12 protein-coding genes are annotated in these 12,170 nt (G+C 73.8%); 9 read left to right on the top strand and 3 right to left on the bottom strand.

What is annotated here, in order from left to right; genetic code table 11:
* Window positions 1-540 precede the first annotated feature (540 nt).
* Together ABT299_RS40335 and ABT299_RS40330 are read left to right on the top strand one after the other, a co-directional pair.
* Complete coding sequence (locus ABT299_RS40335) at window positions 541-1,425, top strand: alpha/beta fold hydrolase (RefSeq protein WP_500253973.1); 885 nt, start codon at window positions 541-543, stop codon at window positions 1,423-1,425.
* 34 nt (window positions 1,426-1,459) lie between these two features.
* Window positions 1,460-1,837 carry a MerR family transcriptional regulator gene (locus ABT299_RS40330; protein ID WP_190867785.1) on the top strand — a complete coding sequence of 126 codons (378 nt, stop codon included), beginning with the start codon at window positions 1,460-1,462 and terminating at the stop codon, window positions 1,835-1,837.
* Here the strand turns inward: ABT299_RS40330 and ABT299_RS40325 are convergent.
* Window positions 1,801-2,202 carry a hypothetical protein gene (locus ABT299_RS40325; protein ID WP_500253972.1) on the bottom strand — a complete coding sequence of 134 codons (402 nt, stop codon included), beginning with the start codon at window positions 2,200-2,202 and terminating at the stop codon, window positions 1,801-1,803. The two genes, ABT299_RS40330 and ABT299_RS40325, sit on opposite strands and share 37 nt — an antisense overlap.
* Window positions 2,199-2,813, bottom strand: a complete 615-nt coding sequence (locus ABT299_RS40320) for a TIGR03086 family metal-binding protein (RefSeq protein ID WP_500253971.1) — start codon at window positions 2,811-2,813, stop codon at window positions 2,199-2,201. Before ABT299_RS40320 ends, ABT299_RS40325 begins: the two co-directional genes overlap by 4 nt.
* Before the next feature lie 82 nt (window positions 2,814-2,895).
* Here ABT299_RS40320 and pdxR point away from each other — a divergent pair, with 82 nt between their 5' ends.
* The 7 genes from pdxR to ABT299_RS40285 all read left to right on the top strand — a co-directional run bounded on the left by pdxR (window position 2,896) and on the right by ABT299_RS40285 (window position 10,725).
* Window positions 2,896-4,305: a MocR-like pyridoxine biosynthesis transcription factor PdxR gene (gene pdxR, locus ABT299_RS40315; protein WP_387033197.1), complete on the top strand. Its 1,410-nt coding sequence runs from the start codon at window positions 2,896-2,898 to the stop codon at window positions 4,303-4,305.
* A 143-nt stretch (window positions 4,306-4,448) separates the two neighbouring features.
* Entirely contained in the window at window positions 4,449-5,621 is a 1,173-nt protein-coding gene (locus tag ABT299_RS40310; protein ID WP_500253970.1) for an ROK family protein, read from the top strand.
* The gene (locus ABT299_RS40305; RefSeq protein WP_500253969.1) at window positions 5,618-6,589 is read left to right on the top strand and encodes a hypothetical protein; all 972 of its coding nucleotides are present in this window, start codon (window positions 5,618-5,620) and stop codon (window positions 6,587-6,589) included. The genes ABT299_RS40310 and ABT299_RS40305 overlap by 4 nt, the downstream gene beginning before the upstream one ends.
* Window positions 6,586-7,386, top strand: coding sequence for an ABC transporter permease (locus ABT299_RS40300; RefSeq protein ID WP_500253975.1), 801 nt, complete (start codon window positions 6,586-6,588; stop codon window positions 7,384-7,386). The genes ABT299_RS40305 and ABT299_RS40300 overlap by 4 nt, the downstream gene beginning before the upstream one ends.
* Window positions 7,383-8,210, top strand: coding sequence for an ABC transporter ATP-binding protein (locus ABT299_RS40295; protein WP_500253968.1), 828 nt, complete (start codon window positions 7,383-7,385; stop codon window positions 8,208-8,210). The genes ABT299_RS40300 and ABT299_RS40295 overlap by 4 nt, the downstream gene beginning before the upstream one ends.
* Window positions 8,211-8,212: 2 nt before the next feature.
* Window positions 8,213-9,208 (top strand): aliphatic sulfonate ABC transporter substrate-binding protein, encoded by a 996-nt coding sequence (locus ABT299_RS40290; RefSeq protein ID WP_500253974.1) that lies wholly within the window; start codon window positions 8,213-8,215, stop codon window positions 9,206-9,208.
* The gene (locus ABT299_RS40285) at window positions 9,205-10,725 is read left to right on the top strand and encodes a sulfatase family protein (RefSeq protein ID WP_347257117.1); all 1,521 of its coding nucleotides are present in this window, start codon (window positions 9,205-9,207) and stop codon (window positions 10,723-10,725) included. The genes ABT299_RS40290 and ABT299_RS40285 overlap by 4 nt, the downstream gene beginning before the upstream one ends.
* A 37-nt stretch (window positions 10,726-10,762) precedes the next feature.
* Here ABT299_RS40285 and ABT299_RS40280 read toward each other — a convergent pair whose 3' ends face one another.
* Complete coding sequence (locus tag ABT299_RS40280) at window positions 10,763-12,037, bottom strand: ABC transporter ATP-binding protein (protein WP_190867775.1); 1,275 nt, start codon at window positions 12,035-12,037, stop codon at window positions 10,763-10,765.
* Window positions 12,038-12,170 lie beyond the last annotated feature (133 nt).

Genomic DNA, 12,170 nt, shown 5'->3' with positions numbered 1-12,170 from the left:
GACGAAGTCCATCGCGAAGCGACGCCGAAGGCGCCCTTGACTTTGGAGGGGCGGCCCCGTACGCAAGCGCCACCCCACCACCCGAACACCCCTCTCGCCGATTCTCCCGAACACCCATCTCCGAACACCCATCTCCGAACACCCATCTCCGAACACCCATCTCCGAACACCCATCTCCGAACACCCATCTCCGAACACCCATCTCCGAACACCCGGCCGCCTCGCCCGGCCGCCTCGCCCGGCCGCCTCGCCCGGCCGCCTCGCCCGGCCGCCTCGCCCGGCCGCCTCGCCCGGCCGCCTCGCCCGGCCGCCTCACTCCGCCCTCATCGCTCCATCGCTCCATCGCTCCATCGCTCCATCGCTCCATCGCTCCATCGTCAAGAACACCCATCACAAAGGCCGAGCACCACGTCCGAGAACCAACCCAGGTGCCTCTCGAGAAGCCGTTGGCACGTTGACCCCCGCACCCCGCACCCGAACACCGCGAGGAGAACAAGCTCAAGGCCGAACGACGTCCGACACTGACTGCGAAGATGCAGGATGCCGATTTTTAGGAGTCAGGACGGGACGCGTCTCGCCTACAGCGTGATGGCCAGAGAAGCCGACCGCCCAGGCGACGCAGGCGGAGAACCGCTGCTGTGCATTCCGGGTGGGCCGATGCGGGCCTCCGCCTATCTCGGGGATCTCGGCGGGCTGGCCGGACGCCGCAGGCTCGTCATGTTGGATCTGCGCGGCACCGGCGGTTCGGACAGGCCAGCGGACACGACGACGTACCGGTGTGATCGGCAGGTCGACGATGTGGAGGCCCTGCGGCGGCATCTGGGGCTGGAGCGGGTTGACCTGCTCGCGCATTCGGCGGGTGGCGACCTCGCGATTCTGTATGCGGTGGCACATCCGCAGCGGGTGCGCTCGTTGGTCCTGGTCGCGGGGCGGGCGCGCGCCTTGGGGGTCGACTTCACGGTGGAGCATCGCCGGGAGGCGGCGGCGTTGCGGAAGGCCGAGCCCTGGTTCGCGGCGGGGCGTGACGCGTTCGAGGCGGTCTGGGCGGGGAGTGCGTCGGAGGCCGACTGGGAGGCGGTGGTGCCGTTCTTCTATGGGCGTTGGGACGCGGCGGCGCGCGCGCATGCGGCGCGGGAGGTCGCGGAGACGAACGAGGAGGCGGCGGAGCTGTACGCGTCTCCGGAGGCGTTCGCGCCGGAGGCGGCGCGGGAGGTCGTCGCGGGGCTGGAGGCGCGGGTCCTGGTCCTGGCCGGTGAGCTGGACGGCGGGCCGTCGCCTCGGGTCGCGGAAGAGATCGCGGGGATGTTCCCGCGGGGGACGGCGGTCGTGCAGCCGGGGGCCGGGCATTTTCCCTGGCTCGACGACCCCCGGTGGTTCGCCGAGGCCGTGGCGGGGTTCCTGGAGCGGCGGGCCGGCGGGGATTGACCTGGAGTGGGCTCCAGGTGGGATCCTGGAGTGCGTGAGCTCCTATTCTCCGGCCGAGACCGCCGAGAAAAGCGGTTTCAGCATCGACACGTTGCGTTACTACGAGAAGATCGGGCTGCTCGAGGGGATCGCGCGGAACGCCTCGGGGCGGCGCGTGTTCAGCGACAGCGACCTGCAGTGGCTCGGGATGCTGCGGTGCCTGCGCGAGACGGGGATGCCGATCGCGGAGATGCTCCGGTACTCCGAGCTCGCGCGGGGCGGCGCGGAGACCGTGCGGGAGCGGCTGGAGCTGCTGCAGGCGCACGACCGCCGCGTGGAGGAGCAGATCGCCCGGCTGCGGGAGCAGCAGGAGCACGTCAAGTTCAAGATCGGCTTCTATCGGGGCGCGGTCTGCGAGGGCTCCCCGGCCTGAGCCAGCAGGCGGGCGGCGCGCGTCCAGGTCCCGGCGGGGTCGAAGCCGTCCGCGGTCCAGGTGTGGGCGCGGACGGTCCCGCGGTCCCGGAAGCGGCGCATGATGGCGACGTGCGGGGGCCAGGCGACGAAGCGGTGCAGGTCCTCGGCGGACTCCCAGACGGAGACGGAGCCGCTGCGCAGTTCCAGCGGCTTCGTCCACAGCCAGAGGCCGACGGCGCCCTGGAGGTCGGGCCAGGCCCGGCGCAGGGTCAGGCCGGCCCGGTAGACCTTCGGGAGGTCGGAGGCGTGGGCGCAGGTGAAGTCGGTGACGCTCACCAGCACCGGTCCGTGGCCGCCTGCGAGGCCCGGCCGCCAGCTCTTCATCGGGTCCACGAGGGGGAGCGGCCGAGGAGGGCGAGGAGGCGGTCCCGGGGGGACGCGCCGTCCGCGGACGGGACGACGGGCGCGAAGGACGTCCCCGGGCCCCGGTCGTCGGCGCCGGCCGGGACGATCGCGGCGACCTGGAGGGACGCGGTGACCAGGTCGTCGCCGGGTTCCCAGGGCGCGCCGATCGTCGCGGCGACGTCCCAGGCGTGGACGACGAGGTCGACGAAGTGGAAGCTGATCGCGAGCGAGGCGGGGAAGGGGCCGCCGTCGCGGATCTCGGGGAGGACGAGCCCGGCGTCGAGGGCCGTCCCGGCGAACGCCTCGGTGACGAGGTCGAGGGAGGCCGCGGCGGCGGCGTAGGGGTCGTCGCCGAGGTCGCCGCCGTGCCAGTTGGACAGGCGAGCGCCGTCGCCGCGCACGGCGGCCGCGAAGCCCTGGTCCTGGCTGACCTGGTGGCGGAGCAGGCCGTGCAGGGTCCAGTCGGGGCACGGCGTCGGCAGGGCGAGCGCGTCGGGTTTCACCTGGGCGACGGCCGCGAGGTAGAGGTCGGCGGCCTGGCGGTCCAGGGGCCGGAAGTCGGTGGTGAGGAGTTCGGTCAGCGGGTCCATACGGCCACCGTAGGAACGGCGAGTGGCTCAGGTACAGGGCCAAAAACGCGGAAAACGGCTGAGCCGGTCTAGGGTCGGACGCGTGGACCTGCACGTGAGCCTCGTCGGGCGGAAGGATCTGGCGGGCCAGATCTACCGGCAGCTGCGGGCCGCGATCCTGGACGGGCGGCTGCGCGCGGGGGAGGCGGCGCCGCCGACGCGGGAGCTGGCGCGCCGGCTGGCGATCTCGCGGAACACGGTGGCGGTCGCCTACGACCGGCTCGCGGCGGAGGGGTTCCTGGAGAGCCGGGTGGGGGCGGGGACGTTCGTCCGGGACGCCGGTTTCCAGGAGCGGGAGCGTCCGGTGGCGTCGCCGCTGCGGCCCCGCCGGGTCTGGGACGAGGTGGGCGTGTGGCCGCACCGGATGCCCGGCATCACCTGGGACTTCCGGGCCGGGCTGCCGGACGTGCGGCTGTTCCCGTACGAGTCGTGGCGGCGGATCATGGCGGGGCGGCTGCGGCCGTCCGCGCTCGGCGATCCGGCGGCGGCCGGGGACCCGGCGGGGCTGGCGGAGCTGCGGGAGGCGATCGCCCGGCACGCCGGGGTGTCGCGGTCGGTGCGGGCGTCGGCGGCGGACGTGGTGGTGACGTCGGGGATCCAGCAGGCGCTGGACCTGGTGGTCCGGGTGCTGCTGGAGCCGGGGGACGTGGTGGCGGTCGAGGACCCCGGGTATCCGCCGGTGCGGATGCTGCTGCACGCGGCGGGGATGCGGGTGCGGGGCGTCCCGGTGGACGCGGAGGGCCTGCGGGTGGACGCGCTGCCGGACGACGCGCGGGCCGTCTACGTGACGCCGTCGCACCAGTTCCCGCTGGGGATGCCGATGTCGCTGCCGCGCCGCCGCGCGCTGCTGGAGTGGGCGCGGCGCCGGGACGTGGTGATCGTCGAGGACGACTACGACACCGAGTACCGGTACGGCGGGCGGCCGATCGAGCCGCTGCAGAGCCTGGACGACGGGGGCCGCGTGCTCTACATGGGCACCTTCTCCAAGATCATGCGTCCGGTGCTGCGGATCGGGTTCCTCGTCGCGCCGCCGTCGCTGCACCGCGCGTTCCGGATGGCGCGGTACGTGTCGTCGTGGCACGCGGAGCTGCCGACGCAGGCGGCGCTCGCCCGGTTCATCGACGAGGGCCTGCTGGCGCGGCACATCCGCAGGTCGCGGCGGGAGTACCAGGCCCGGCACGAGCGGGTCGCGGAGCTGCTCGGGACGCTGTTCGCGGGACGGCTGGAGGTGGTGCCGTCGGCGGCGGGCCTGCATCTGAGCGCGACGCTGCCGGACGGGGCGGACGACGCCGCCGTCGTCCGCGAGGCGCTGGCGGAGGGCGTCGGGCTGTTCGCGCTGTCGGAGTTCGCCGTCGACGGGCCGGCGGTGCCGGGGCTGGTGTTCGGCTACGGCGCCGTCACGCTGCCGGAGATCGGCGAGGGCTTGCGCCGGCTGCGGCGCGTCCTCGGCTAGCTGGAGCGCGCGCGCCGCGGCCGCTGTGACCCGCTTCACCCAATAGTCCACTAAATCCGTATGGAAAACCGATTTAGAGGCTGTTAGCCTCCTCTCTCACCAGCGGAGATTTTGTCCGGAGTCTCGACAGAACGGGGAGCGGCATGGCGTCCGGTGCGGAGCCCGGGGTCCTCGGACTGGTCCGGCGCGGGCACGAGGAGCGGATCCTCGCGCTGCTGCGCGCCCGCGGCCCGCTGAGCCGGGCCGAGATCGCCCGGCTGTCGGGGCTGTCCCGGTCGACGCTGTCGGACATCGTCGGCGCGCTCCAGGAGCGCGGCGCCGTGGTCACCACCACGGCGGCGGCCACCGGGCGGCGCGCCCCGGGGCGTCCGGCCGAGCTCATCACGCTGAACCCCGCCGCCGGCCGGACGCTCGGGATGGACTTCGGGCACCGCCGCGTGCACGTGGCCGTCGCGGACGCCGCGCAGCAGGTGGCCGCCACCGGGACGCGCTCGTACGCCCGGTCGACTCCGTGGGCGCGGCGGGTCCGGATCGCCTGCGCCCTGATCGAGTCGTTCCGGGTCGACCTCGGGCCCCTGACGGGCGTCGGCGTCGGCGTGACCGGGCCCGTGCCGCGGGGCCGCGACGGGCGTCCGGGCGGCGCGGCGCGGGAGGTCGCGGAGGCGGTCGGCGAGCACTTCGGGGTGCCGGTCGCCGCCGACAACAACACCCGGCTGGCGGCGCTGGCGGAGGCCGTGCGGGGTGCCGGGGCGGGCTCGTCCGACCTGGTCTACGTGCGGCTCTCGGACGGCGTCGGCGGCGGCATCGTGGCGGACGGGCGGCTGCTGCGCGGCGCCGATGGCACGGCCGGGGAGGTGGGGCACGTGCCGGTGGACGCTGCGGGACCGCCGTGCGGGTGCGGCGGCCGCGGCTGCCTGGAGACCTACGCGTCGATCCCCGCCGTCCTGGACGCGAGCGGCAGCGACGACCTGCCCGGCGCGCTCGCCGCGCTGGAGGCGGGGGACGCCGCGGCGCGGGCGGCGTTCGAGCGGGCCGGGCGGGCGCTCGGCCTCGTCCTCGCCGGGGTCTGCAACACCGTGGCCCCCGAGCGGGTCGTGGTGGGCGGCGAGCTGGCGGCCGCCGGCGAAGCGCTGCTCGGCCCGGCGGAGGAGGCGCTGCGGCGGCACGCGCTCCCGATGGTCCGCGGCGACCTGCGGCTGAGCCCGGCGGCACTCGGCCCCGGGGCGGGCGCGCTCGGCGCGATCGCCCTGGTGGCCCATGACTCCCCGCTCCTGGCGGGCTATCCGTTTCTGATGGCAGGAGGGACCCCCGTATGAGTTTCGACCCCGAGGCGGGCGTCACGGTGTTCGAGCCCGAGCGGGCCGAGCCCGGTTACTGGGTGGGCTGTCCCGGCGTCCTGCGCGACGAGGGCCGCCACCTGCTGACGTACCGGCGCCGGCGGCCGCGCGGCGCCGCCGGCACGGAGCGCGGCTGGCGCTGCGCGATCGCGGTGAGCGACGACGGGCTGGCGTTCGAGGACGTCTGGGCCGTGGAGAAGGGCGAGCTGGGCACGCCCTCGATGGAGCGCTTCAGCCTGTACCGGCGGCTGGACGGCGTGTACCAGCTGTACCTGAGCTACGTGGACCCGGCCGACGGCCGGTGGCGGATCGACGTGGCCGAGGCGGCGGCGCCCGACGGGTTCGACGTGGCGGCGCGGCGCCCGGTGTTCACCGCGGCGGCCACCGGCACGGAGGGCGTCAAGGACCCGCGGGTCGTGCGCACCGCGGACGGGCGCCTGGTGATGCTGGTCAGCGCCGCGCGGGCCGCGCTCTCGGACGAGGACCGCGAGCGCGCCCACGCCACCGCCGACATTCACAACACGGGCCTGTCGGACTCGGTGTCGGCGCTCGCCGAGAGCGCCGACGACGGGACGACGTGGAAGTGGCGCGGGACCGTCTTCGCGCCGGGAACCGGCTGGGACCGCTGGGCCGCCCGCCTCAACAGCATCGTGGAGACCGGCGGCGGATACCTCGGCTTCTACGACGGCGAGGCCGACCACACCCGCAACTACGAGGAGAAGACCGGGCTCGCCTGGTCGTCCGACCTGCTCGGCTGGAAGCGGCTGACGCCGGACGGGCCGGCGGTCGCGTCCGCGTCCGGGACGGGATCGGTGCGGTACGTGGACGCGGTCCCGCAGGACGGCGGGCGCGTGCGCCTCTACTACGAGATGACCCGGGCGGACGGCGCCCACGAGCTGCGCACCCTGGAGCTCTCGTCCGAGGAGGTGGGGCGTTGGGCACCGTGACCGCACCGGCACCGCAGCCGGTGCGCGAGGCCCGGCGCCGGAGGGTGCCGTCCCGCGCGCGCGGACTCGGCCTCAACCTCATCGCGCTGCTGCTCGGCATCGGGCTCTGGGCGCTCCTCGCGGGCCTCGGCGTCCAGGGGCTGCCCGGCCCGGTCCGGGTGGCGCACCGCGCGGCCGAACTGCTCGGCGACGGGACGCTGGAGGGCGACGCGCTGGCCAGCCTGCGCCGGGTGCTCCTCGGGTTCGCGCTGGGGACGGCCCTGGCGGTCCCGGCCGGCTTCCTGATGGGCTGGTACGGCGTCGCGCGCGGGCTGCTGGAGCCGTGGGTGCAGTTCTTCCGGACGATCCCGCCGCTGGCGATCATCCCGCTGGCCATCGTCGTGCTCGGCATCGGCGAGACGCCGAAGATCCTGGTGATCGCGCTGGGCGCGTTCCTGTCGTGCGTGATCTCTACTTTTCAGGGCGTGATCGGGGTGGACCCAACGCTGGTCAACGCGGCACGGGTGCTCGGCGCCGGGGACCGGGTCATCTTCACCCGCGTCGTCGTCCCGGCCTCGACGCCGTTCATCGTCGTCGGGATGCGGATCGGGCTCGGCTCGGCGTGGGCCACCCTGGTGGCGGCCGAGCTGATCGCCGCGCAGCAGGGGCTCGGCTTCCGGATGCAGCAGGCCCAGGTCTACTACGACCTCCCCACGATCTTCGTCGGGCTGATCACGATCGGCGTGCTCGGCCTGCTCATGGACCAGCTGCTGCTGCTCGCGGAGCGGCGGCTCGGCGGCTGGCAGGACCGCCGGTGAGCGGGACGCGCCCGGAGGGCGCGCGAGCGGCGAAGGCGGCCCCGCCGGACGCCGCCAAGATCGAGTTCCGCGCGGTGGGGAAGGTCTACCCGGCCGCCGGCGGCGGGACCGCCGTCACCGCGCTCGGCCGGGTGGACCTCGGCATCGCCGACGAGGAGTTCGTCACCGTCGTCGGCCCGTCCGGCTGCGGCAAGAGCACGCTGCTCGGCGTCGCGGCCGGGCTCGTCCCGCCGACCTCCGGCGAGGTGCTGGTGGACGGCCGCCCGGTCACCGGACCGGGCCCGGAACGCGGCGTGATCTTCCAGCAGTACGCGCTGTTCCCCTGGCTGACCGTGCGGGGGAACGTCGAGTTCGGGCTGAAGGTCGCCGGGGTGCCGCGGCGGGAGCGCCGGGCGCGGGCCGAGCACTTCATCGACCTCGTCGGGCTCGGCGACTTCGCCGACGCCCATCCGCGGACGCTGTCGGGCGGCATGCGGCAGCGCTGCGCGCTCGCCCGCGCCTACGCCGCCGAGCCGCGGATCCTGCTGATGGACGAGCCGTTCGGCGCCCTCGACGCGCTGACCCGCGTCCGCATGCAGGACCGGCTCCTCGACATCTGGGGCCGGGAGCGCCGCACGGTCCTGTTCATCACCCACGACGTGGACGAGGCCGTCTACCTCGGCGGCCGGGTCGTCGTCATGGCCTCGCCGGGCCGCGTCCAGGAGGTCGTGGACGTCGGCCTGCCGCGCCCCCGCACCGAGGAGGTGCGGCTGTCCCCGGAGTTCGCGGAGATCCGCAACCGCATCTGGCATGCGGTCTACCACCAGGAAGGGAACACCACGTGAGGATGCGCACCGCGCTGGCGGGACTCGCCGCGGCCGTGCTGGCCCTGTCGTCGGCCGGCTGCGGCGGCGACGCGAAGGCCGGGTCCGGCGGGTCGGAGAAGGTCCGGTTCGGCTACATCGCCGACTTCAACGGCTCCAGCCTGCTCGCGATCGCCGAGAAGCAGGGGCTGTGGAAGAAGCAGGGCCTCAAGCCCGAGACGAAGGTGTTCACCAACGGCCCGCTGCAGATCCAGGCGCTCGGCGCCGGGGACCTGGACGCCGGCTACATCGGCCCCGGGGCGTTCTGGCTGCCCGCGTCCGGCAAGGCGAAGATCATCGCGATCAACGGGCTCGGGTTCGCCGACCACGTGATCGCCCAGCCGGGCCGCGGGATCCGCACGGTCGCCGACCTGAAGGGCAAGAAGGTCGGGGTGCCGGAGGGCACGTCCGGCGACATGATCCTGTCGCTCGCGCTGAAGCGGGCCGGGCTGACCGCCAAGGACGTGAAGAAGGTCGCGATGGACCCGACGACGATCGTGTCCGCGTTCGCCTCCGGCCAGATCGACGCGGCCGGCATCTGGTACCCCCTGATCGACACGATCAAGCAGCGCAAGCCGGACCTGGTCGACCTCGCCGGCGACCGCGACTTCTACCCGGCGATGAGCTTCCCGAACGCGTTCGTCAGCGCCCCCGACCTGCCGAGCGACAAGCCCGAGCTGGTCACCAAGCTGGACCGGGTGCTCCAGGAGGCCGCCGACTACCGCGCCGCGCACCTGGACGAGACGGTCAAGCTGACCGCGGCGTTCATGAAGCTGCCGGTCGACAAGGTCAAGGCGGACGCCGCGAACGGCGAGTACCCGGCGACCGCCGACCTCGTCGCGAAGACGCAGGACGGGACCGTCGCCAAGTGGCTGGACGGGCTGTCCGCGCTGTTCGCCGAGTCCGGGAAGCTGAAGTCCGTGCCGAAGGCCGACACCTACTACGCGGGCGACCTGTACGCGAAGGCGGCCGGCAAGTGACCGGAGCGGACGCGCCCCGCAACATCCTGTTCCTGATGACCGACCAGCACCGGGTCGACACGCTCGGCTGCTACGCGGCGGACGGCTCGGTGAGCACCCCGCACCTGGACGCCCTGGCGGCGGCGGGCACGCGCTTCGACCGGTCCTACACGCCGACCGCGATCTGCGCGCCCGCCCGGGCCAGCCTGCTCACCGGGTACGCGCCGTTCCGGCACAGGCTGCTCGCCAACCGGGAGCGCAACGTCGGCTACCTGGACGAGCTGGCCGACGGCCAGTTCACCTTCGCCGAGCCGCTCGCCAAGGCCGGATACAACCTCGGCCTCATCGGCAAATGGCACGTCGGCGCCGAGCGGAGCGCGGGCCACTACGGCTTCGACGGCCCGCACCTGCCCGGCTGGCACAACCCGGTGGACCACCCCGACTACCTCGCCTACCTGGAGGAACGCGGGCTCCCCCCGTTCGCGATCACGAACCCGATCCGGGGGACGCTACCGAACCGCAGGCCGGGCAACCTGCTCGCGGCGCGGCTGAGCCAGCCGCTGGAGGCGACGTTCGAGCACTACCTCGCCACCCGCGCGATCGAGCACCTGGAGCGGTACGCCGAGGACTACAGGACGGGCCGCCGCCCGTTCTTCCTCGCGACCCACTTCTTCGGACCGCACCTGCCGTACCTGCTCCCGGACGAGTACTACGACCGCTACGACCCGGCGGACGTCGAGCTGCCCGCGTCGGTGGCCGAGACGTTCGAGGGCAAGCCCGCCGTGCAGCGCAGGTACAGCGAGCTGTGGACCTACGACACGCTGCCGGAGGAGGTGTCCCGCGAGCTGATCGCCGTCTACCGGGGCTACGTGGCGATGATCGACCACGAGATCGGCCGCATCCTGGCCGCCCTCGCCGACCTCGGTCTCGACGGCTCGACGGCCGTCCTGTTCACCGCCGACCACGGCGAGTTCACGGGGGCGCACCGGCTGCACGACAAGGGCCCGGCCATGTACGAGGACATCTACCGCACGCCCGGCATCGTCCGGGTCCCCGGTGCGCCGGAGGGACGCGTCAGCGGCGAGTTCGTCGGGCTCATGGACCTGACGGCCACCATCCTCGACCTCGCCGGGCAGGACACGTCCCCGGCGGTCGACGGGCGCAGCGTCCTGCCGCTGGTCGAGGGGCGCGACGTCCCGTGGCGGCGGGAGTGCGTCGCCGAGTTCCACGGCCACCACTTCCCCTACCCGCAGCGGATGATCCACGACGGCCGGTACAAGCTCGTGGTCAACCCGGAGTCCCGCGACGAGCTGTACGACCTGGACGCCGACCCGCACGAGCTGCTCAACCGCGTCGACCACCCCGAGCTCGCGGACGTCCGGCGCCGCCTCACGCGCCGGCTCTACGAGCTGCTGGTGGAGCGCGGCGACAACTTCCACCACTGGATGAGCGTGATGTCCGACACCGGGCCGCTCGACCACGACCCGACGCTCTCGGCGTTCGAACGCGGCGCCGGCGTGTACGGAAAGGAGACCTGAGGACCGCGGCCCGGCCCGGCCCGGCGGGGGACGGCCGTCAGCGCTGGACGGGCGTGACGCGGCGGCCGTCCGCGCCGAACAGCAGCATCCGGTCGAGGTTCACCGTCAGCGCCACGTGGTCGCCGCGGTTCGGGCGCTGGCCCGGGTTCGCGCGGAAGATTAGGTCGGAGCGGCGGTGGTGGCCCTCGTGCTCCTCGGCCCGGCCCGGCTCGCCGGACGGGCGGCCGAGCATCTCCCGCAGCCGGTCGCGCAGGCCCGGCTGCGCGGCCGCGGGCGCCGGCGCGGGACGGGGCCGCCCGAACTCGTTCGCGTCCACGGTCGGGATGCCGGCCTGCGCGTAGGCGAGCCACTCGTGGCCGTGGAACTCCAGCGAATGGACCCGCCCGGACAGCACCGTCCCCTGCCGGGCGGGCGAGCCCGGCGCGATCGGGATCAGCGTGTCGGGCCGGATCCCGACGATCACCATCCGGCCGTGATGGCTGATCAGCGAGGACGCGCGCGGGTCGTCCCACGGGATCGTCAGGCGCTGCGGGCCGAGGTCGAGCAGCAGCCCCTCGCCCTCGACCGCCCACAGCGTCGCCTGCAGCAGGTTGATCGGCGGGGAGCTGAGGAACGCCGCGACGAACACCGTCGCCGGGTCCTCGTAGATCTGCTCGGGGGTGCCGACGTCCTCCAGGACGCCGTCGCGCAGCACCGCCATCCGGTCGGCCATCGTCATGGCCTCGATCTGGTCGTGCGTGACGTAGACGGTGGTGGTGCGGCTGGACCGCACCAGCGCGGCGATCTCCACCCGCAGCTCGGTGCGCAGCCCGGCGTCCAGGCTGGACAGCGGCTCGTCCATCAGGAACAGCGACGGCTCGCGGATCAGCGCCCGGCCGATCGCGGCGCGCTGCCGCTGGCCGCCCGACAGCGTGCCCGGCAGCCGGTCGATCATCGTGTTGAGGCCGAGCGCGCGCGCCAGCTCGACGACCTTCGCGGACGCCTCCGCGCGGTCGTCGCCCGACACCTCCAGCGGGAACATCATGTTCCCCTTGACGGTGCGGTGCGGGTAGAGCGCGCCCTCCTGGAACACCATCGCCACGTTCCGGTCGCGCGGCGGCAGGTCGTTGGCGACCGACCCGTTCAGCCACAGGTCGCCGGAGGTGATCTCCTCCAGCCCGGCGATCATCCGCAGGATGGTGGACTTCCCGCACCCGGACGGCCCGAGCAGTACGAACAGCTCGCCGTCGTTGATCCGCAGCCGGACCTTGCGGACGGCGACCTGCCCGCCTGGATAGACCTTCTCGACGCCGTCCAGCACAACATCCGTCATCGGTCCGCCTGGGGGGTGGGGCAAGAACTCGGTGCGCCATCTCATCGCGTCACAATCCGTTTGTCCATAGCTGGCGCAGGGTTACCAGCCGTTAACAAGGCCGGGTCCGGCCACGTCTCCGACCCGCGATACC

The sequence above is a fragment of the Spirillospora sp. NPDC000708 genome (assembly GCF_040299565.1).
GTDB lineage: Bacteria > Actinomycetota > Actinomycetes > Streptosporangiales > Streptosporangiaceae > Spirillospora.
The sequence above is the reverse complement of the archived record's forward strand: the minus strand, read 5'-3'. Positions and strand labels throughout refer to the sequence as shown.